Here is a 19,756-nt window from a genome sequence, read left to right on the forward strand (position 1 = left end):
CATGCGCGGCCCGTGCCGTTTGTGCGGATTGCGCATGTGGCGCGCCGGAAGGCGCCCGCGTGTCCTCGCCAAGGACACGACACCATTACGGACTGCGCCGTTCGGCGCGCCACCCCCCTCATGTCTAGAGGGGGAGAAAGGAGCATAAGCCGGACGCACCTGCGCCGCGGCAACGAAGAGTCATGTTCTGTCGAACCGGGCGTGCCCCGGAACGGCCCAAATTCGTTAAGCCGAGGTTCATCTTGACGGCTCTATTTTGCCTAAAAGCGGGGGCAAAACGCTCTCTCTAAATCCCTGGGGCACTCCACCCGCTTAAGGATTTCGCGGGCTTTCGGCTAAGGAACTCGAAAACATGGGCAAGATCACTCTCTCAGCGCTGATCGCCGCGGCCTTCGTCGCCGCGACCAGCTTGACCCTCGCGGTCCCGGCGGAAGCCGGCAAGGGCTATCGCGGCGGCTATGGCGGCGGCGGACGCTACGTTCAGAACAACTATTACAATCGCGGCTATCGCGGCCACCACCACCATGGCGGTGGCGGCAACACAGTCGCCGCCGGCCTGATCGGCTTTGGCGTCGGCGCCATCGTCGGCAGCGCGCTCACCCCGCGCGAGGTCTATGTAGCCCCGCCGCCCCCGCCGGCCTATCCGGTCTATAATGTCGGCTACGCGCCGGAGCCGTGGTCGCCGGACTGGTACAGCTATTGTTATTCGCGCTACCGGAGCTTCAATCCGAACACCGGCACCTTCGTCGGCTTCGACGGCATCGTGCGCTTCTGTCGCTAGGCTGACGCGCTAATTGAGAAGCAAGCCTGCCGGGCGGCTGGACCAGCCCCCGGCAGGCCTTTGCATCCGGCGAATCGGCGCGCGGCGCGCGTTTGAACTTCGGCCCCCCCGCCGCCCCGGCGCCTCCCATCCCTCGCCTTAACCTATTGTTTTGACCAGATGTTTACCCCTGCGGCAACTCGGCCACAGGCATGGCGGCTTTGTGCCTTGAATGTGGCAACGCCGCGTCGCAAACTTATTCTGTTCCGAGATGAGTCCAAGGACGCGCTTGCGCCGCCTCGAACGCGGCCGGACGAAACAAGCTTGGGGGATGAAGAAGGACTCTTGGACCATGCATATTCCTGCTGCCGCGATTGGCCCGGAAGTCGACAACGCCCGCGACCAGCCTAACGTGCCCGCCGACCGGCAAGCGCTCGCGCTCATCAGGCCGTATCAGGGCATGGTGGCCTGGCCGACCGTATTGCTCGCCCTCGGCATCATCGCCGCCTTCGCCCTCGTCACCACCTTGGGCGCCATCGGCATCATTCCGCTGTGGCTCGGGCTCATCCTCAACACGCTGATCCTCTACGCCGACCAGACGCCGCTGCACGAGGCCTGCCACGGCAACATCGCGGGCAAGGACTCGCGCTGGCTGTGGCTCAACCACGCCGTCGGCTACGCCTGCGGCACGATCCTACTGCACGAGTACAAAGCCTTCCGCTACATGCATCTCGCCCATCACCGGGACACCAACAATCCCGACATCGATCCGGATCATTGGGTGGCGGTCGAGAACCCGTTCCTCGTGCTGTTCCGCTGCCTAACCATCGTGTTCTGGTATCACCAGTATTTCTGGAAGCACATCGCGTTCCACGCCCACATACCAGGCATGCGGCCGCTTACCCTGCACATCGTCGCCATGCACGCGCTCTATTTCGGCTTGGCGATCGGCTTGTCGGTGATGGGCTATTGGCGCGAAGTGCTCATGCTGTGGATCGTCCCCCACATCCTCGCCTCGGCGCTGATCATCTATTTCTTCGCCTATCTCACCCACAAGCCGCACGAGGTGCATGAGCGCTATCGCGACACCAACGTGTTCTGGGTAAAGGGCAAGATCAGGGAGCCGATCGTCAACTGGCTCTACATGTTCCAGAACTTCCACCTGATCCATCACCTCTTCCCGCGCGTGCCCTTCTATCTCTATCCGAAGGCGTTCCGCTCGCTGAAGCCGGTGCTCGATCGCGAGAAGGCGCACATCTACGAGTTCGGGCACGAAGCGCCGGCAGTCAGCTCCCCTGCTCGAACTTGAGGTCGGCCGGCGAGATCAGCACCGAGAACTGCTGGCACCAGATCAGCACGCTCGGATATTTGGTGAGATCGACACCGGCGGGGATGGGGTAAGACTGACTTCCCTTGAACGCGCGCAAGCGCCCGAGATCGATGAACATCGCATCGCCGAGATCGCTCGATGAGCGGATGTCCGACTTGGGCACGAGATAAACGTGGAAGTCGGGGCCGGGACCGACCTCGAAGTCCTCGCCGAGAAACACCGTCTGCTCGTACACGCTGACGCCGCCCTTGCCGTAGTGGACCGGATCGTTGGGATTGGGCTGGATGAAGTTGCCTTTGGCGACCAGCTTGCCGGCTTGCGCCGCATCAAGCGTCTCCATCGCCTCTGGCGGCGGGAACCAATATGGAAACAGGAAGATACCAAGCGCAAAGCCGAAGATCGTCCCGAGCAGGGCGCCGACCAGGAATCCGCGGAACCATCGCCACATACTGTGCCTCCTCAGATCGTCACCGAATTCATCGTTGCCGTGACCAATGTGGGCCTGCATACCGAGTAACGGAACATAGGACTGGTGCAACCCCGCCGACTTTGTACACTGTCTCGAGGAGACCGGCGATGAGGAATGCCGCGACGATCCGCACGACTTGTCCTCGCGATTGCTACGATGCATGCGGCATCGTGGTGAAGACGTCGACGGACGGCACGATCAATGTGGTCGGCGATCCTGAGCACGACGTCAGCCGGGGCGCGTTGTGCGGCAAATGCTCCATCGGATACAACGGCGTCTGGCGCGACTCGAATGTCCGACTGACGCGCCCCTTGAAGCGGACTGGAGCCAAAGGCGCGGGCAGTTTCGCGCCGGTCAGCTGGGAGCAGGCGCTCGGCGATATCGCCGATCGCCTCAACGCGATCCGCAAGCGCGACGGCGCCGCGGCGATCTTGCAGACCCACTATACGGGAACATGCTCGCTGATCGCCGGCACGTTTCCCTTGCGCTTCTTCAATCGCATCGGCGCCACCGAGGTCGATCCGGACACGGTGTGCAACAAGGCAGGGCACGTCGCGCTGCAGCTGATGTACGGAGAATCGACGCGCGGCTTCGACCCGCGCACCATTGACGGCTCAAACTGCGTCATGATTTGGGGCGCCAATCCATCGGTGTCGGCCCCACATGTGCACCAATACTGGCTCGGCGAGTCGCGCGCACCGAAAATCGTCGCCGACCCCATTCGTCATGAGACCGCGGCGGCCGCCGACATACATTTGCAGCTCTACCCGGGCACCGACGGCGCGCTCGCTTTCGCGATGTTGCACGTTATCGCTGCGGCCGGTCTGATCGACCGGACCTTCCTCGGTGCACATGCGCAAGGCTGGGACGAGATCGAATGCCAGTTGCCTGCGTGCACCCCGGCGTGGGGCGAAGCGATAACCGGCGTGTCGGCGCAGCTTATTGAACGCGCGGCGCTGCTATACGCAACGGGCCCCTCCCTGCTGTGGATGGGACAGGGTTTCCAGCGTCAGACGCTTGGCGGCAATGCCATGCGCGCGGTCGGGCTGTTGCCCGCGGCCACCGGAAATATCGGCAAGTATGGGGCCGGTTTCCTCTATCTCAATGGCTGGGATACGCGGGGGATCGATGCGGACTATCTGACGGCCGCCCACCTCAAGCCGGCGTCCGCGCGCTCGATCAGCCATATGGACCTTGCCCACCGACTCGAGTCGCCCGAGACCAAGGCGATCCTCACGTGGAATAACAACATCGCCGTCTCCAGCCCTGAGCAGCAGCGCCTGCGCCGTGCCCTTGAGCGCGAAGACCTTTTGCAGGTCACGCTCGATTTGTTCCAGACCGATACCGCGAACTATGCCGACTACGTGCTCCCGGCGGCGAGCTTCCTCGAGTTCGACGACGTGGTCATGTCCTATTTCAACGCGAGCATCTCTGCGCAAGTGAAGGCTGTGCCGGCCATTGGCGAGGCCTTGCCTAACCAGGAAATCTTCAGGCGGCTCGCTGCGGCCATGGGATTGACCGATCCGGAGCTCTTCGAGACGGACGCCGAGATGATCGCCACTCTCCTCGACCAGGCCAAGCCGGGCCTGATCTTCGACACGCTCGCCAGGGCCGGCACGATCCCCTATCCGGCCGAACCGGTCGTGCAATTCGAGCGCCACGACTATCGAACGCCGTCGGGCAGGATCACGTTGAGCGGCAGCGCCTTCGTCGATGCGGGACTGCCGCGCGCCCCCTTCGCCTCGGCCGAGGCGCGGCCTGCGAACGGGGAGCTGCGCCTTCTATCCCCGGCCTCGAAATGGCTCATGAACAGCAGCTTTGGCAACGACCCCAAGGTCCTGAAGCAGCTTGGAGAGGATGCAGCGTTCGTGCACCCCGATGAAGCGCAGGCGCGAGGGATTGCAGAAGGCGCACGCGTACGTGTCGGTAACTCGACCGGCGCGATCACGGTACGGCTGTCGGTTTCTGCCGATGTTCCGAGAGGGGTTCTTCTGACCTACAAGAGCCGGTGGGCGGCAAACGGCGTTGGCAGCAACGTCAATGCCCTCAATCCGGGCCGGAAGGCGGACCTCGCCGAGAGTTGCGCCGTCCACAGCATCAACGTCTCGGTCGCCCCGGCCTAAAGCCGGAGGATTGGCCTGTTATACGCATATTGCACGTTGCGTATAGCGTCGCGCCCTAGTGCAGACGCAACTCACCCTCAATGAAGCTGAACTCCGTCGGCGAGATTAGCGTGCGGTGAGCCACGCGCACACGGTAAAGCGGCCCGTCGAGATGCGTGTCCCAGAAGTCCAAGAAGTCGACGAGTTTGGGAAAGCGCGGGGCGACGTCGTAGTCCTGCCAGAGATAGCTCTGCAGCAGCCTGGGATGGTCCGGCAGGCGGTAGAGGATTTCTGCGGTGGTGAGGGAGAACCCCTCGATCTGGCGAAGGAACCCTTGATCCATGGTTCAGTCCCCTGCTGGTCAGTCTTCTCTGTTTTATCAATTCTAAACAGCAGGATCGGGTTGCGTCCAGGCAAATTACCAAATCGAATCAGTGTGTTGGCAGCAGAGCACCTTGACTGCTAACGCCGTTCTGGCACTCTTGTCTTGAAAGTGCTAAAGGCGGAATCTACATAGCTGCCGGGTGCAAGAGCCCGTCTCATGACAATCTGCCTGGAGGAGATCGCGAGATGAAGTTTCGTCCATTGCATGATCGCGTCGTCGTGCGCCGCATCGAGGAGGACGAGCGGACCAGAGGCGGCATCATTATTCCCGACACCGCCAAGGAGAAGCCACAGCAAGGCGAGGTCGTCGCCGTAGGTCCCGGCACCCCCGACGAAAAAGGTCAGATCCAGCCCCTCGGCGTGAAGCCCGGCGACCGTGTGCTGTTCGGCAAATGGTCCGGCACAGAGGTCAAGATCGACGGTGACGACGTCCTCATCATGAAGGAAAGCGACATTCTCGGCGTGCTCGAAGGCGTCGCCGTGAAGAAGAAGGCCGCGTAGCGTACTTCAGAGGAAACGGAGCTAAAACAATGGCTGCCAAGGAAGTGAAATTCTCCCAAGACGCCCGCGAGCGCATGCTGCGCGGCGTCGACATCCTGGCCAATGCGGTCAGGGTGACGCTCGGCCCCAAAGGCCGCAATGTCGTGCTCGAGAAATCCTTCGGCGCACCCCGCATCACCAAGGACGGCGTGACAGTCGCCAAGGAAATCGAGCTCGAGGACAAGTTCGAAAACATGGGCGCGCAGATGGTGCGCGAGGTGGCGTCGAAGACGTCCGACACGGCCGGCGACGGCACCACCACGGCGACCCTGCTCGCCCAGGCCATCGTCAGGGAAGGCGCGAAGTCGGTTGCTGCCGGCGCCAATCCCATGGACCTGAAGCGCGGCGTCGATCTTGCCGTCAATGCCGTGGTCAATGAGCTGAAGGCGAAGGCCAAGAAGGTCACCTCCAACGAGGAGATCGCGCAGGTGGGGACCATCTCCGCCAACGGCGACAGTGAAATCGGCCAGTTCATCGCCAAGGCCATGCAGAAGGTGGGCAACGACGGTGTCATCACCGTCGAGGAAGCCAAGGCGCTCGAGACCGAGCTCGAAGTGGTCGAGGGCATGCAGTTCGACCGCGGCTACATCTCGCCCTACTTCATCACCGATGCCGACAAGATGCGCGTCGAGCTCGAGAACCCCTACATTCTCATCGACGAGAAGAAGCTTTCCAACCTCCAGTCCATGCTGCCGCTGCTCGAAGCGGTGGTTCAATCCGGCAAGCCTTTGCTCGTCATCGCCGAGGACGTGGAGGGCGAGGCGCTCGCCACGCTGGTGGTCAACAAACTGCGCGGCGGGCTGAAGGTGGCCGCGGTGAAGGCGCCGGGTTTCGGCGATCGCCGCAAGGCCATGCTGCAGGACATCGCCGTGCTGACCGGCGGTCAGGTCATCTCCGAGGATCTCGGCATCAAGCTCGAGAACGTGACCCTCGACATGCTGGGTAAGGCCAAAAAGGTGGTCATTACCAAGGATGACACCACCATCGTCAACGGCGCAGGTAAGAAGGCCGACATCGAGGCCCGCGTCGCCCAGATCAAGCAGCAGATCGAGGACACCACCTCCGACTACGACCGCGAGAAGCTGCAAGAGCGGCTCGCAAAGCTTGCCGGCGGCGTGGCGGTCATCAAGGTCGGTGGCGCCACCGAGATCGAGGTGAAGGAGAGGAAGGACCGTGTGGACGACGCTTTGAACGCGACCCGCGCGGCCGTCGAGGAGGGCATCCTGCCGGGCGGCGGTGTGGCCCTGATCCGCGCGCAGAAGGCGTTGGGCGGACTGAACGCCGCTAACGAGGACCAGAAGGTCGGCATCGGCATCGTTCGCCGAGCGATCCAGGCGCCTGCGCGTCAGATCGCCGAGAATGCCGGCGAGGACGGCGCCGTCGTGGTCGGCAAGATCCTCGACAAGGATGACTACGCTTTCGGCTACAACGCCGCGACCGGCGAGTACGGCAATCTCGTCAAGCAGGGCGTGGTCGATCCCGCCAAGGTGGTGCGTACCGCGCTGCAGGATGCCGCCTCCATCGCCGGCCTCCTGATCACGACCGAAGCCATGGTGGCGGAGCTGCCCAAGAAGTCGGGGCCGGCGATGCCTCCTGGCGGCATGGGCGGCATGGGCGGCATGGATTTCTAGTCGCGTCGCGTTCTGTTGCGTATGTGTGCGTAGCGTTGTTTTGCGTCCCTGCGTAACTGTCCCCCTGCGTATTGAGCCGCGCCCCTTCGGGCGCGGCTCTTTCTTTTGAGAAGTTAGCTACCTAGCCTTGCCGGCTAAGCGGTGGCATCTTGACTGCCAACCAGTCTAAGGAGGGGCACATGGCAACCTACATCATTCTTTCCCAGTTCACCGGCCAGGGTATCCACAACGTTCAGGATACAATCAAGCGCTCCGACGCCACGAAGGAGCTGGCGAAGAAGCTCGGTGTGAAGTTTATCGACAATTTTTGGACCATGGGCCGGTACGACACTGTTTCGCTCGTCGAGGCGCCGGACGACGAGACCGTCGCGGCACTTGCACTAGGCGTCGCCAAGCTTGGCAATGTTCGTACCGAGACGTTGCGGGCCTTCTCGCAAACCGAGATCGACCAGATTCTGAAACGGGTCGTATAGTCTTCCACGACTGCGCTCGATGACCAAGACAAAGGGGCAAACCCCAGGCCAAATCCGCGTCGGTGTCGGCGGCTGGCTCTATGCGCCGTGGCGCGGCGTGTTTTATCCGAAGGGCCTCAAGCAGGCGGACGAGCTTGCTTACGCCGCGAGCCGCCTCTCCTCGATCGAGATCAACGCCACGCATTACCGGCTGCAAAGCCCGGCGAGCTTCCGCAAATGGGGCGCCGCGGCGCCTGACGGCTTCGTCTTCTCGGTGAAAGGCCCGCGCCTCGTCACGCAGCAAAAGGTGCTGGCCGAGACGGGCTCCTTCATCAAACGGTTCTTCGGCTCCGGCCTGGCCGAGCTCGGCGACAAGCTCGGGCCCATCCTGTGGCAGTTCGCGCCGTTCAAGAAATTCGATGAGAATGACTTCGCGAGGTTCCTCGAGCATTTGCCGCGCGAAATTGATGGCGCCCCGCTGCACCATGTGGCCGAGGTGCGCCACGCAAGCTTTCAGACGCAGAAGTTCATCTCCCTGTTACGCGACTTCGGCGTGGCCTCGGTGTTTGTCGATAGCGAGGATTATCCGTCCATCGCCGACCTCACCGGCGACGTCGTCTACGCCCGCCTGCAACGGGGTGACGACGCAATCGACACAGCCTACCCGCCGGGAGAGCTCGACCGATGGGCCGAACGTGCGCGCACCTGGGCTGCAGGCGGCGCGCCGGATGATTTGCCCGTGCTCGACGCCGCGCACGTTTCGGATGCCAAGCCGCACGACGTGTTCATTTACTTCATACATGAGGGAAAACTGCGCGCGCCTGCCGCCGCCATGGCGCTGATCGAGCGGCTTCGCTAGGCCCCAGACCTGCGTCGAAATATCCGTCTCTCCCCTGGAACCTTCCTCCCCCGCATCTATTGGAAGCTTAGGCTCGATGCGGGCGGCACGCCGGTCTGGAGGCAGCGATGTCAGACCGAGCGACCGGCCTCCTCCATGAGGAAGGCCAAGTTTCCCCCGGCGATCCGGAGACGGATAGCGCCAGGCGCATGCAAGAGAGCGAGACCGGCATTCACCCGATCGTTCCGAAGATCGCCATTGGCGCCTCGGTGTGGTTCCTTCTCGTTACCTGGCTGAGCTTCGCCTGGGGCGGCGAGACGGACTATCTCCTCGTCATCGTGACGCTGTTCTTCGCGTTCTTCCTCGTGCTGTTTCTGTTCACGGCGTCCTACACCGTGGGAGACCCGCGCTGGGACGTCCGCGAAACAAATTTTCGCGAATTTCTTGTCAGCGACGTCGGCATCGGCAGCGGCAAGATGCGCGGCCGCGACGTGCTGATCGAAATCGCACTGATACCAATCGCGCTCGCTTTCGCAGCGACGCTTATCGGTCTTGCGTGGGTGATCTTCGGCTGATCTCGCCGGCCATCGCGAGCAGCGTCTCGCGCGGAGTGTCGAAGCCGCTGTCGACCCAATGCTGCTCGAGCCGGCGAAGCATCTCGCCGAGCGCCGGTCCTTCGAGACCGAGACCGGCAAGGTCGGTTCCGCGCAAAGGGAAGGCCGGCGCCTGCCAGCGCTCCGGTAAAGTCAGAGCGGCTTGCCAATCGGCGTCGTCGGCCGCAGCGCCATCCGTGGCCCAGGCCAACAACACCTGCGAGACGTAAGCGCTAGGCCCACCTCGATAGAGCAGCCTCTTGGCAGCGGCTTCGTTCGGCAGCGCGGTGTCCAACAGGTCGTCCGCGCCGAGCGCAAGCACCGCCTGCTCGGCATTGGAGAGTCTGAACCGCGCCGCGAGACGCGGCGCGTCCTCGGCCACGAAGACCGCGAGCGCCGCCAGCCTGAGCGGCGCATTCGGTACGGCCGCGAGCGCCGTCTCGATGGCGGTCAGCCGCGTGAACCGTGCAAGCCGCGGCACGCCGCCGAGCACCAAGGTCAGGAGCCCGTAGACGAACAATGCCTCGATCGCCTCGATCGCCCGCGGCGCGATCAGAACGCGCTTGAGCTCCGCCGCGATGCGCTCAGCCGAGAGCTGCCCGAGTCCGTCCCGCAGCCGCACGCAGGCGGCAAGTCCCGTCTCGTCGAGCGGGCCCCGGCCGTAATGGGCGTTGAAGCGGAAGAAGCGGAGGATGCGCAAATAGTCTTCTTCGATGCGGGCTCCTGGGTCGCCGATGAAGCGCACGCGCCCCGAAGCGAGATCGTCGTATCCGCCGAGCGGATCGAACAGGGTCCCGTCGCTACCAGCGTAGAGCGCGTTCAATGTGAAATCGCGGCGCCGCGCGTCTTCCGCCCAGTCTTCGGTGAAGGCGACCGTGGCATGGCGGCCGAAGGTCTCCACGTCGCGCCGGAGCGTCGTCACCTCGAACGGCACGCCGTCGGCGACCACGGTCACCGTGCCGTGCTCGATCCCGGTCGGAATCGCCTTGAGGCCGACTTTCCGCGCCAGCGCCATCACCTTGTCCGGCAGCGCCGTCGTGGCGAGGTCGACTTCGGCGACCTCGAGGCCGAGCAGCGTGTTGCGCACGGCGCCGCCGACGGCCCGGGTCTCGATGCCCTCGCCCGACAAGGCGGCGAATACCCGCGCCGTCTCCGGCCGCTTGAGCCATGTGGCGTCCTTGAGTGATGGTGGCGCGCCCACGCGAGGAAGGTCTTGCTCGGCCATCCCTGCCCGCCGTCAATCGATGCCGCCGGGCTTGATCACGCCATCCTCGATGACCGGCGGATGATAAGTCCCGCCGCGGTCGCCGCCGGTGAACTGAACCAAGGTCGCCATGGTGACGAAGAGGAGACCGAAACCTGCCGCGAGCAGCCAGAAGATCGGCGCCGTCTGCCACAGGTCGGCGGGCGCCACGCCTTTGACCCAGACCATATAGGCCCCGTAGAGCAGGAACGGCAGGGCGAACAATAGAATGTCGATGAGGGCGATGCGCAACATCGCGCGGGCGGCTCCCTGAGCAGTTTTGTCGGGAACCTTAGCTTCGCGCGCCCGACAAAGCGAGGGCGCATCAGCCCTCGCTCATGGGAAACGGAAAGAACACGCCGCAGCTCCACACGCCTGTGCCCCCCTCCGCTTCGACCGCCAAGCCGGTCAGCTCGTAATAAACGGGACGGGCAAGGCGGGCGCACAAGCCATCGCGGACGACGACAAAAGGGGTATGACCGCCCGAAGGGTCCGTGCGGAAGCCGATTCGATGCTCCGGACCGGCGGTGACCACATCGTCTACATTGGTGCGGAACACCAAGCGCTGCTCCTTCCCGCCACCCTCACGTCTCAGTTCGACGGCGACGAAAGGCTCCGCCGCGACGGCGATGGGCACCTTCTCTACGGGGGTGACCAGGTAAAATTCGTCCCCCTCGCGGCGCAGCACCGAGGCGAAGAGCTTGACCAGAGGCTTCCGGCTGATCGGCCCGCCCTGGTAATACCAGGTCCCGTCGCTGGCGATCTTGAGGCCGATATCCCCGCAAATATTAAGGTTTGGCAATCTTGACTTGAGCGGTTTGCCGCCGACCTTGTCAGATGCTACCAAACCAGCTCTTTTGTCTTGGTCGCGCATCGCCATATAGACCGCTTCTGAACTCGTTTTCAGCGCCGATTGCGGAGCCCGGCGCGAAGCGCCGCCGTCAACGCTATTGTGACCCAATTGCCGTTCAAAGTGTTCCGCTTTCCCCGGCCTTTGGCCCTATATTTCTCCATCATCAGGAGCGAGCGAAGCTGAGACCATGACAACCCTTGCCCAATCCGAGAGCCAACTCGTGGATCGCCTGGACGAAATCGGCGCCAAGATCCAGGACGTGCGGGACGCGACCGCCAACGTCATTTTCGGTCAGGACCGCGTCATCGACCTCGCGTTGATCACGCTCCTCTCAGGCGGCCATGCGCTCCTGATCGGCGTGCCCGGGCTTGCCAAGACGAGCCTCGTCGAGACGCTCGGCGCCGTGCTCGGCCTCGAGAACAAGCGCATCCAGTTCACGCCGGACCTCATGCCGTCGGACATCGTGGGATCGGAGGTGCTGGAGGAGGAAGCCGGCGGCCGCCGCAGCTTCCGCTTCGTCAAAGGCCCGATCTTCACCCAGCTTCTCATGGCCGACGAGATCAACCGGGCAAGCCCCAAGACTCAGTCGGCGCTCCTGCAAGCAATGCAGGAACACCACGTCACCGTGGCTGGCGTCCGCCACGACGTGCCGCGGCCCTTCCACGTGCTTGCGACGCAGAACCCGCTGGAGCAGGAGGGCACCTATCCCCTCCCCGAGGCTCAGCTTGACCGCTTCCTGTTGCAGATCGATGTCTCCTATCCCGACGCCGACGCCGAGCGCCGTATGCTGTTCGCCACCACCGGCGTCGAGGAGCGCAATCTGAAGACCATTCTTTCCGGCGACGAGCTCATGATGGCGCAGCGCCTCGTACGGCAGCTGCCCGTCGGCGACCAGGTTGTCGACGCGATCCTCAATCTGGTCCGCTCCGCGCGGCCGGGTACGGGCATCGACCAAGAATTGGACGACATGATCGCCTGGGGCCCCGGCCCCCGCGCGAGCCAGGCGCTGATGCTCGCCGTCCGCGCCAAGGCGATGATGGAGGGGCGGCTTGCGCCCTCCATCGACGATGTCGTCGATCTTGCCGAGCCGGTGCTCAAGCACCGCATGGCGCTCACGTTCGCCGCGCGTGCGGAAGGAATCGACATGAGCGACATGATGGTAAGGCTCATCGAACCGCTGAGGTAGTCGAGGCTTGGCGAAGGCGGAAGCGAAATCCCTTCAGCCGTTTCCGGCCGAGGAAGCCGAGGCCCACGGCCTGGCAGCGCGCATGCCCGCGCTCCTCATCGAGGCGCAGCGCGTCGCCCACACCGTAACGCATGGCACCCACGGCCGCCGCCGCGCCGGTCCAGGCGAGACGTTTTGGCAGTTTCGCCATTACGATCTGAATGACTCGGTTTCCGGCATCGACTGGCGGCGCTCGGCGAGCTCGGACCATTTGTTCGTGCGCGAGCGCGAGTGGGAAGCGGCCCACACGGCTTGGCTCTGGGTGGATCTCTCGGCGTCGATGCGCTTCCGTTCGTCGCTGTCGAAGACGACAAAGGAGAGCCGCGCTGTCGTGCTGGCGCTAGCCCTTGCCGAGCTCTTGGCCCGGGCGGGCGAGCGCGTCGGTTTGCTCGGCAGCCTCCCCTTCTCCGGCCGGCACGCCGGCCGCAAGGTCGCCGAAGTGCTGCTACGTGAGACCGCGGATGCAAGCCTACCGCCCCCGGCGCGGTTGAGCCGATTCTCCGAGTGCCTCCTGTTCTCGGACTTTCTCGAGCCTGTGAACGAGTCCGCCGAACGGTTCCAGGAAATCGCGGCGCAGGGCGTGCGCGGCCACCTCATCCAGGTGCTCGACCCCGCCGAGGAAACCTTGCCCTACGCCGGTCGCACCGAGTTCACCGCCAGCGAAGGCGGCGACAGGATTATTGCCGGCCGGGCCGAGAGCCTGCGCGAGAGCTATCAGGAACGGATGAGCCGCCACCGCCTCGATCTGGCCAACGCGGCGCGGCGGCTGGGCTGGTCGTTCGTCGTCCACCACACCGACCGTCCCGCTGAAGAGGTCGTGCTCTCAGTTCATAGCCATCTTGCCGGCCTCGATCGGGACTATCGCTACCGCGCCGCGCGACCGGCGGCGGAAACCGCAACGCCGGTGGACCCGTGATGATGACGATCGGCGCCATAGGCTTTCTGCAGCCCTGGATTCTCACGGTGCTGCTCGCGCTTCCCGCCATTTGGTGGCTATTGCGCTTCACGCCGCCAAGCCCGCACACCGTGGTCTTCCCGCCGACCAGGCTGCTGAAGGACCTGAAACCGACGGAGGAGACGCCGGCGCAGAGCCCATGGTGGCTGACGGCGCTCCGCATGCTGCTTGCGGCGCTCTTGATCTTGGCGCTGGCTAGGCCCGTGCTCAATCCCGACCGGGAAACATTCTCAGGCGAAGGCCCGCTCCTTCTCGTCATCGACAATGGCTGGGCCTCGGCTGCGCATTGGGCCGAGCGCCGCGAGGCCATCAGCGCGGCGATCGATCGCGCCGGCCGCGACGGTAGGACCGTCATTCTCGCACCAACCGCATCCGGCCAGCCTATTAGCGGACCACTTTCCGCCGACGCGGCGCGCGAGCGCATCCCCGGCCTCAACCCCGAGCCCTATGCGCCTGACCGCCCGGCGCTAGCTGACGCCCTGGAGAAGCAGCTTGAGGTCAAGGCCGGATACAGCGTGGTGTGGCTTTCCGATGGTCTCGACTACGGCGAAGGTTCAGCTTTCGCTGCGGCGCTCGCCAAATTCGCCGCCGACGGCGGCAGCCTCAATGTGCTCAAGCCCGAGGCCGGCGAGGCGACGCTCGCCGTAGGCCAGTCGTCCGGCGAAGGGGGGGTGCTCGCTGGACGGATCTTGAGTGGCGTCGAGGGGCCACGCTCGGGCGTGGTCCGGGCGCTGACCGGGCGCGGCGAGCCGCTCGGCGAAGCCGCCTACACCATCAAGCCCGATGAGCGCGAGGCAATCGCGAGCTTCGACCTGCCGCTCGAGATCCGCAATCAGGTGGCGCGCATCGAGATCAAGGACGAGCGCTCGGCCGGCGCCGTTCATCTCCTCGATGCCCGCTCGCAGTGGCACCGGGTCGGCATCGTCTCGGGCGAGTCCCGCGAGGCGGCGCAACCGCTGCTCTCACCGCTCTACTATGTGGAGCGCGCGCTCTCGCCCTATGCCGACGTCATCACGCCCAACGAGCGCAATGTCGCCACGGCGGTGCATGACCTGATCGACAAGCAGAAAGTTTCGACCATCGTCCTGGCCGATATCGGCAAGCTGGTCTCCGGCACGCAGGAAGAGCTGGAAGGCTGGCTCACGCAAGGCGGCGTGCTGATCCGTTTCGCCGGTCCCCGGCTTGAGCAGGGCGGCGATGAGTTGTTGCCGGTCGCCTTGCGCCGTGGTGGCCGCTCGCTTGGCGGTTCGCTGTCTTGGAGCACTCCGCAACCTTTGGCGCCATTCGAGGAGAAGAGTCCGTTCAAGGGGCTCGCCGTGCCGGAGGAGGTGCGCGTCAACCGGCAGGTCCTGGCCGATCCGACCGTCGCCATGGACCCGGAGGTGTGGGCCACGCTTGCCGACGGCACGCCGCTCGTCACGGCCGCCAAGCAGGGCGAAGGCTGGATCGTGCTGTTCCACGTCACCGCCAACTCTGACTGGTCGAATCTTCCCCTCTCCGGTTTGTTCGTGGAGATGCTTCGCCGCGCCATCACTCTTGGCCCAAGCCAAGTGGGCACACCTGGCAGCGAAGAGGGCGCGACGTTCGAAGCGGCGAGCGCGACGTCGTCCGCCACGGCGCTCCCACCCATTCAGACACTTGACGGTTTCGGTCAATTGACGCCGCCACCGCTCCGCGCCGCGCCAATCGCGCCCGATCAGTTCGATGACACCGTTCCCGGTCCCGAGCACCCGCCGGGCTATTACGGCCCCTCGGGCGCTGCCCGCGCGCTCAACATCGTGACGCCCAAGACCATGCTCGTGCCGCTCGGCCAGATCGAAGGTGCGAGCGCCATGGGCGGCTACACATTGAAGAAGCCCCTCGCGCTCGAGCCCTGGCTCTACGTCGCCGCGCTCGGACTCTTCGCCATCGACATACTTGCGGTGCTCGCCCTGAGCGCGGGCCTCCGCTTGCGGCGCCGCGCCGTCGCGGCGGCATTGCTTGCGCTCGCGTTTTTGCCGGCGCTCATTGCCTTCGCCGCTTCGCCTCCGACCTTCGCTGCGGAAGCCGACCGGGAGCCGCCGTCGACCGGCGACCCCGCGGACGATTTTGCCCTCAAAGCCTCTCTCGACACTCGCCTGGCCTACGTTTTGACCGGAGACGCCGACATCGACCGCACCAGCGAGGAAGGCTTGTGGGGACTGAGCAAAGTCTTGCGCGCGCGCACGGCGCTCGAGCCCGCTGAACCCATGGGCGTCGACATAGACAAGGACGAGCTGTCTTTCTTTCCAGTCCTCTATTGGCCCGTGCACGAAGACGCCGAGCCGCTGTCCGATGCGACCTTGGCCAAGATCGATGCCTACATGAAGCAGGGCGGCCTGATCATCTTCGACACACGCGATCAGGAGAGCGTTTCCTACGGCGGTGCTCAGGGACAGGCGCTCACAAGGCTGATCGGCCAGCTCGACATTCCGCCGCTCGAGCCGGTGCCGGAGAACCACGTTCTCACCAAGTCGTTCTATCTCATGCGGAGCTTCCCTGGCCGGTGGGATGGCGGCTCGCTATGGGTCGAGGCCGAGCCCGTTGACGAGGCCGAGCGCAGCGAGCGGTCGCGCCGCACCGACGGCGTGAGCTCCATCGTCATCACGTCCAACGACTTCGCCTCCGCCTGGGCGCTCGACGAAGCAAACCGGCCGATCTTTCCGGTCGTGCCCGGCGGCGAGGTGCAGCGGGAGATGGCGTTCCGCGCCGGCGTCAACCTCGTGATGTACGCGCTGACCGGCAACTACAAGGCCGACCAGGTGCACGTGCCTGCCCTGCTCGAACGGCTGGGACAATAGCCATGAGTTGGTCCGTCGAATTCATGCCCTTCGTGCCCTGGCCGGTTCTGTGGACCATTGCCGGCATCGGCGCGCTGCTGCTCGTGCTCCTGTTCTGGCGCGCGCGCCGCGGCGCCGTGCTGCGTCTGCTCGCGTTTGTCATGCTGCTTCTCGCCATGGCGAATCCGCATCTGAAGCAGGAGGACCGCGAGCCCCTCGACGACATCGTCACCGTCGTGGTCGACGACAGCCAGAGCCAGACGATCGCCGGCCGCACCGACCGCACCGAGGCGGTCCGCAAAGAGCTGGAAGAGAGTCTCGAGGAAATCCCCAATCTCGACGTGCGCTTCGTACGCTCCGCCTCGACCTCCGCCGACAACGAGCGCGACGGCACCATGTTGTTCACCGATCTCGGTCAGGCCCTCGCCGATGTGCCGCCTGACCGCTTGGCCGGCGTGATCATGATCACCGAAGGCGAGGTGCACGACGTGCCGGGCTCCGTATCGGCGCTCGGCTTCGACGCGCCGGTCCATGCGCTGCTCACAGGCAAGCAAGGCGAGTTCGATCGCAGGCTCCAGGTGTTGAGCGCCCCCCGCTTCGGCATCGTCGGCAGCCTCCAGAAGGTCGAGGTCAAGATCAGCGAGACAGCGCCAAGCGAATCCGGCGCCGTCACGCTCACCATTACCCATCAAGGCCAAGAACCAACTACGAAGGCCGTCCGCATCGGCGAGAAGGTCGATATCCCGGTCGAGATTGCACACGCCGGCCCCAACATCGTCGAGATCGAGGCGGAAGTGGCGCCCGGCGAGCTCACCGCCATCAACAACCGCGCCGTGCTCACGGTGGAGGGCGTGCGCGAGAATCTGCGCGTGCTCCTCGTCTCGGGCGAGCCGCACGCGGGCGAGCGCACCTGGCGCAACATGTTGAAGTCCGATGCATCCGTCGATCTCGTGCATTTCACAATTCTGCGGCCGCCCGAGAAGCAGGACGGCACGCCCATCAATCAGCTGTCGCTGATCGCCTTCCCCACGCGCGAGCTGTTCCAGGAGAAGCTTGATCAGTTCGATCTCATCATCTTCGACCGCTATCAGCGGCGCGGCGTGCTGCCTTTGCTCTATCTGGAAAACGTCGCCCGCTACGTGGAGCGGGGCGGCGCCGTGCTTGTCTCGGCCGGCGCCGACTATGCCTCCGCCCTCAGCCTCTACCGCACCCCGCTTGGGCAGGTCTTGCCGGCCGTTCCGTCCGGCCGCGTGATCGAGGAACCGTTCAAGCCGTCGCTGACCGAGCTCGGCGCCAAGCATCCCGTCACCAGCGACCTGCCGGGCGCGTCCATCGACGCGCCGTCGTGGGGCCGCTGGTTCCGCGTCGTCGACGTCAAACCGGAAGAGGCCGAAGTGCTCATGAAGGGCGCCGGCGACAAGCCGTTGCTCGTCATCGGCGAGCGCGGCAAGGGGCGCGTCGCCCTGCTTCTGTCCGACCACGCGTGGCTCTGGGCGCGCGGCTATGACGGCGGCGGTCCTTACACCGACCTGCTGCGCCGTATCGCCCACTGGCTGATGAAGGAGCCTGATCTCGAAGAGGAGACCTTGCGGGCGACGAGCCGGGGCCAGACGCTCATCATCGAGCGTCGCTCGATCAAGGACAAAGTCGATCCGGTCACCGTTACCACGCCCTCGGGCAAGGAGGAGACCGTCACCCTCGACAAGGGCGAGCGCGGGCTGTGGCGCAAGGCCATGACCGTCGACGAGCAGGGCGTATACCGCGTGGCCTCGGGCCCGCTCGCCAGCATCGTCACCGTTGGCAAGGCCAATACAAGGGAGCTCGCCGGGGTGACTGCGACCGACGGGCCGCTCGGGCCCATCCTGGAGGAGAGCGGCGGCGGCGCCTTCTGGCTCGGCCGCACCGAGGACGAGGCGGCCGGCGTGCCCCGTCTCGTCATGATCCGGAGCGGCCATGTGATGCATGGCAGCGACTGGCTCGGCCTGCACAAGCGCGAGGCCTATCACGTCAAGGGCGTGCGCCTGTTCCCGCTGTTCACTGGTTTCTTGGCGCTCGCACTCCTGCTCGGCCTCCTCGCCGCCACCTGGTTCCGCGAGGGCCACTAGGCTCAAGGCGCGTGGGCCCTCACTTGCCCGGCGGTGCCACTTAGCGCGCCGGGGACCAGTTCGAGCGCAAGCAGCCTCGCCGGATCCACCGGCCCCGGCAGCGCGATCTGCCCTGGCGGCACCGATGCGAAGCCGAAGCGGCCGTAATACGGCATGTCGCCCACGAGCAGAACGAGGCGGAAGCCCTCGCCGCGCGCCCGCTTCAGGCCCTCGCCCACCAGCGCCTTGCCGTAGCCTTGACCCTTTACCGCCGGGGCGACCACCAGCGGCCCCAATAGCGTGCCCCCTTCCGCCTCGCCGATCCGAACCGCGGTGAAGCGGACGCCGCCGACCAGCCGGCCGTCGAGCCAGCCAGTGAGGCAGAGGGAGGGCACCGGCGGCACCCCCTCGCGCACCCGGTAGGCGGTACGTGCGAAGCGGCCGGGGCCGAAGGCTTCGGCGGAGAGTTGCGACAGCGCCGCCGCGTCGGCGGCGGCCTCAAGGCGGATATCGAATTTGGTCATGGCGTTTGTACCGGAATGGCTGATCGAGGGGGCATCCCCGCCGGCGGCACCAACGCTGTTCTGGAATAGACGAGGATGCGGCGACGAGGCTTCAAGCGCTCCGCGCAAGGCGGGCGCGCGCTCGTCGTCGGGAAATGGTGATCCTCGGCCACATGACGGGCGCTGCCATATCATGGACGGCGCCCCCCGGTCCAGCGCTCTTGGGCCCGAAAGCCTCGCCCATGCGGCAAGTTTACGAACCCGCTCAAGTTCAGTATGTGTTATCGCCTCTCGGCACACTGTTGAATCTGCTAGGCTAAAGGTTATCGCGGAGGGGTCGTGCAGCCACGCCCCCTGGAGGCAAGCGGGGGCATCTCTATGGCGGACACGGCGCGACTGCTGGTTCTTTATCACTCGTCCTACGGCCACGTTGAGACTCTGGCCTATGCCGTGGCCCATGGCGTTCGCGCGGTCGACGGCGTGCAGGTGGCCGTCAAGCGCGTGCCCGAGCTGATGCCCGAGGAGGTCATGCGCGCCGCCGGCATGAAGGTGGACCAACCCGCTCCTGTCGCCGACCCGCAAGAGCTCGCCGACTATGACGGCATCATCATCGGCACGCCGACCCGCTTCGGCAACATGACCTCGCAGATGCGGAACTTCCTCGACCAGACCGGCCCGCTGTGGGTCTCCGGCGCGCTGATCGGCAAGGTCGGCAGCGTGTTCACCTCGACCTCGACCGGCGGCGGCAACGAGACCACCATTGTCTCCGTGCATTGGACCATGCTGCATCACGGCATGGTCGTGGTCGGTCTGCCCTACTCCGCGCCCGACCTTCCCGACATCAGCGAGGTGAAGGGCGGCTCGCCCTACGGCGCCGGCACGATCTCTGCGCCGGACGGCTCGCGCGCGCCGTCGCAGAAGGAGCTGAACCTCGCGAGCTTCCAGGGCCACCACGTCGCCAAGATCACCAAGCGGCTCGCCGGCGGCGAGGACTAG

General features: G+C 65.0%; 19 protein-coding genes. 13 read left to right on the plus strand and 6 right to left on the minus strand.

The window, feature by feature from the left end:
• The first annotated feature begins 352 nt into the window (after positions 1–352).
• On the plus strand, positions 353–781 hold the full coding sequence (locus tag ACRECX_RS07115) for a BA14K family protein (protein ID WP_431558133.1): 429 nt from the start codon (positions 353–355) through the stop codon (positions 779–781).
• A gap of 310 nt (positions 782–1,091) precedes the next feature.
• Positions 1,092–2,069, plus strand: coding sequence for a fatty acid desaturase (locus tag ACRECX_RS07120; protein WP_431558134.1), 978 nt, complete (start codon positions 1,092–1,094; stop codon positions 2,067–2,069).
• Here the strand turns inward: ACRECX_RS07120 and ACRECX_RS07125 are convergent.
• A complete protein-coding gene (locus tag ACRECX_RS07125) occupies positions 2,047–2,538 on the minus strand; it encodes a DM13 domain-containing protein (protein WP_431558135.1) in 492 nt (163 codons plus the stop codon). The genes ACRECX_RS07120 and ACRECX_RS07125 overlap by 23 nt on opposite strands.
• 128 nt (positions 2,539–2,666) lie before the next feature.
• On the opposite strand from ACRECX_RS07125, the gene ACRECX_RS07130 reads away from it, so the two are divergent.
• Complete coding sequence (locus ACRECX_RS07130) at positions 2,667–4,682, plus strand: molybdopterin-containing oxidoreductase family protein (RefSeq protein ID WP_431558136.1); 2,016 nt, start codon at positions 2,667–2,669, stop codon at positions 4,680–4,682.
• Between the two features lie 55 nt (positions 4,683–4,737).
• Here the strand turns inward: ACRECX_RS07130 and ACRECX_RS07135 are convergent, their stop codons facing one another.
• On the minus strand, positions 4,738–5,004 hold the full coding sequence (locus ACRECX_RS07135; RefSeq protein WP_431558137.1) for an usg protein: 267 nt from the start codon (positions 5,002–5,004) through the stop codon (positions 4,738–4,740).
• A gap of 227 nt (positions 5,005–5,231) precedes the next feature.
• Here ACRECX_RS07135 and ACRECX_RS07140 point away from each other — a divergent pair, with 227 nt between their 5' ends.
• The 5 genes from ACRECX_RS07140 (at position 5,232) to ACRECX_RS07160 (ending at position 9,081) form a co-directional block, all read left to right on the plus strand.
• Complete coding sequence (locus ACRECX_RS07140) at positions 5,232–5,546, plus strand: co-chaperone GroES (RefSeq protein WP_431558138.1); 315 nt, start codon at positions 5,232–5,234, stop codon at positions 5,544–5,546.
• A 29-nt stretch (positions 5,547–5,575) separates the two neighbouring features.
• Entirely contained in the window at positions 5,576–7,216 is a 1,641-nt protein-coding gene (groL, locus tag ACRECX_RS07145; RefSeq protein WP_431558139.1) for a chaperonin GroEL, read from the plus strand.
• 179 nt (positions 7,217–7,395) lie between these two features.
• Entirely contained in the window at positions 7,396–7,689 is a 294-nt protein-coding gene (locus tag ACRECX_RS07150; RefSeq protein ID WP_431558140.1) for a GYD domain-containing protein, read from the plus strand.
• A gap of 19 nt (positions 7,690–7,708) precedes the next feature.
• Positions 7,709–8,527: a DUF72 domain-containing protein gene (locus tag ACRECX_RS07155; protein WP_431558141.1), complete on the plus strand. Its 819-nt coding sequence runs from the start codon at positions 7,709–7,711 to the stop codon at positions 8,525–8,527.
• Positions 8,528–8,634: 107 nt separating this feature from the next.
• Positions 8,635–9,081 carry a hypothetical protein gene (locus tag ACRECX_RS07160; RefSeq protein WP_431558142.1) on the plus strand — a complete coding sequence of 149 codons (447 nt, stop codon included), beginning with the start codon at positions 8,635–8,637 and terminating at the stop codon, positions 9,079–9,081.
• Here ACRECX_RS07160 and ACRECX_RS07165 read toward each other — a convergent pair.
• The 3 genes from ACRECX_RS07165 to ACRECX_RS07175 form a co-directional block, all read right to left on the minus strand.
• The gene (locus tag ACRECX_RS07165; RefSeq protein WP_431558143.1) at positions 9,050–10,324 is read right to left on the minus strand and encodes a CCA tRNA nucleotidyltransferase; all 1,275 of its coding nucleotides are present in this window, start codon (positions 10,322–10,324) and stop codon (positions 9,050–9,052) included. The genes ACRECX_RS07160 and ACRECX_RS07165 overlap by 32 nt on opposite strands.
• A gap of 12 nt (positions 10,325–10,336) precedes the next feature.
• Positions 10,337–10,597 (minus strand): DUF6111 family protein, encoded by a 261-nt coding sequence (locus ACRECX_RS07170; protein WP_431558144.1) that lies wholly within the window; start codon positions 10,595–10,597, stop codon positions 10,337–10,339.
• A gap of 70 nt (positions 10,598–10,667) precedes the next feature.
• On the minus strand, positions 10,668–11,189 hold the full coding sequence (locus ACRECX_RS07175; RefSeq protein ID WP_431558145.1) for a DUF1285 domain-containing protein: 522 nt from the start codon (positions 11,187–11,189) through the stop codon (positions 10,668–10,670).
• Between the two features lie 193 nt (positions 11,190–11,382).
• Here ACRECX_RS07175 and ACRECX_RS07180 point away from each other — a divergent pair, with 193 nt between their 5' ends.
• Genes ACRECX_RS07180 through ACRECX_RS07195 form a run of 4 tightly spaced genes read left to right on the plus strand, consistent with a single transcriptional unit; the run spans position 11,383 to position 18,278 of the window.
• The gene (locus ACRECX_RS07180; RefSeq protein ID WP_431558146.1) at positions 11,383–12,381 is read left to right on the plus strand and encodes an AAA family ATPase; all 999 of its coding nucleotides are present in this window, start codon (positions 11,383–11,385) and stop codon (positions 12,379–12,381) included.
• A 7-nt stretch (positions 12,382–12,388) separates the two neighbouring features.
• Positions 12,389–13,336 (plus strand): DUF58 domain-containing protein, encoded by a 948-nt coding sequence (locus ACRECX_RS07185; protein WP_431558147.1) that lies wholly within the window; start codon positions 12,389–12,391, stop codon positions 13,334–13,336.
• Positions 13,336–16,194, plus strand: a complete 2,859-nt coding sequence (locus ACRECX_RS07190) for a DUF4159 domain-containing protein (RefSeq protein WP_431558148.1) — start codon at positions 13,336–13,338, stop codon at positions 16,192–16,194. The genes ACRECX_RS07185 and ACRECX_RS07190 overlap by 1 nt, the downstream gene beginning before the upstream one ends.
• A gap of 2 nt (positions 16,195–16,196) precedes the next feature.
• Entirely contained in the window at positions 16,197–18,278 is a 2,082-nt protein-coding gene (locus ACRECX_RS07195) for a hypothetical protein (protein WP_431558149.1), read from the plus strand.
• A gap of 2 nt (positions 18,279–18,280) precedes the next feature.
• On the opposite strand, the gene ACRECX_RS07200 is transcribed toward ACRECX_RS07195, so the two are convergent.
• Entirely contained in the window at positions 18,281–18,781 is a 501-nt protein-coding gene (locus tag ACRECX_RS07200) for a GNAT family N-acetyltransferase (protein WP_431558150.1), read from the minus strand.
• A 357-nt stretch (positions 18,782–19,138) separates the two neighbouring features.
• Here ACRECX_RS07200 and wrbA point away from each other — a divergent pair, with 357 nt between their 5' ends.
• The gene (gene wrbA / locus ACRECX_RS07205) at positions 19,139–19,756 is read left to right on the plus strand and encodes an NAD(P)H:quinone oxidoreductase (RefSeq protein WP_431558267.1); all 618 of its coding nucleotides are present in this window, start codon (positions 19,139–19,141) and stop codon (positions 19,754–19,756) included.

This window comes from Methyloceanibacter sp. (assembly GCF_050726195.1).
GTDB lineage: Bacteria > Pseudomonadota > Alphaproteobacteria > Rhizobiales > Methyloligellaceae > Methyloceanibacter.

Bases quoted from the DNA above. Each gene is read 5' to 3' on its own strand.
- ACRECX_RS07115 (WP_431558133.1), top strand. From the start codon at position 353: ATGGGCAAGATCACTCTCTCAGCGCTGATCGCCGCGGCCTTCGTCGCC.
- ACRECX_RS07120 (WP_431558134.1), top strand. From the start codon at position 1,092: ATGAAGAAGGACTCTTGGACCATGCATATTCCTGCTGCCGCGATTGGC.
- ACRECX_RS07125 (WP_431558135.1), bottom strand. From the start codon at position 2,538: ATGTGGCGATGGTTCCGCGGATTCCTGGTCGGCGCCCTGCTCGGGACG.
- ACRECX_RS07130 (WP_431558136.1), top strand. From the start codon at position 2,667: ATGAGGAATGCCGCGACGATCCGCACGACTTGTCCTCGCGATTGCTAC.
- ACRECX_RS07135 (WP_431558137.1), bottom strand. From the start codon at position 5,004: ATGGATCAAGGGTTCCTTCGCCAGATCGAGGGGTTCTCCCTCACCACC.
- ACRECX_RS07140 (WP_431558138.1), top strand. From the start codon at position 5,232: ATGAAGTTTCGTCCATTGCATGATCGCGTCGTCGTGCGCCGCATCGAG.
- groL (WP_431558139.1), top strand. From the start codon at position 5,576: ATGGCTGCCAAGGAAGTGAAATTCTCCCAAGACGCCCGCGAGCGCATG.
- ACRECX_RS07150 (WP_431558140.1), top strand. From the start codon at position 7,396: ATGGCAACCTACATCATTCTTTCCCAGTTCACCGGCCAGGGTATCCAC.
- ACRECX_RS07155 (WP_431558141.1), top strand. From the start codon at position 7,709: ATGACCAAGACAAAGGGGCAAACCCCAGGCCAAATCCGCGTCGGTGTC.
- ACRECX_RS07160 (WP_431558142.1), top strand. From the start codon at position 8,635: ATGTCAGACCGAGCGACCGGCCTCCTCCATGAGGAAGGCCAAGTTTCC.
- ACRECX_RS07165 (WP_431558143.1), bottom strand. From the start codon at position 10,324: ATGGCCGAGCAAGACCTTCCTCGCGTGGGCGCGCCACCATCACTCAAG.
- ACRECX_RS07170 (WP_431558144.1), bottom strand. From the start codon at position 10,597: ATGTTGCGCATCGCCCTCATCGACATTCTATTGTTCGCCCTGCCGTTC.
- ACRECX_RS07180 (WP_431558146.1), top strand. From the start codon at position 11,383: ATGACAACCCTTGCCCAATCCGAGAGCCAACTCGTGGATCGCCTGGAC.
- ACRECX_RS07190 (WP_431558148.1), top strand. From the start codon at position 13,336: ATGATGACGATCGGCGCCATAGGCTTTCTGCAGCCCTGGATTCTCACG.
- ACRECX_RS07195 (WP_431558149.1), top strand. From the start codon at position 16,197: ATGAGTTGGTCCGTCGAATTCATGCCCTTCGTGCCCTGGCCGGTTCTG.
- ACRECX_RS07200 (WP_431558150.1), bottom strand. From the start codon at position 18,781: ATGACCAAATTCGATATCCGCCTTGAGGCCGCCGCCGACGCGGCGGCG.
- wrbA (WP_431558267.1), top strand. From the start codon at position 19,139: ATGGCGGACACGGCGCGACTGCTGGTTCTTTATCACTCGTCCTACGGC.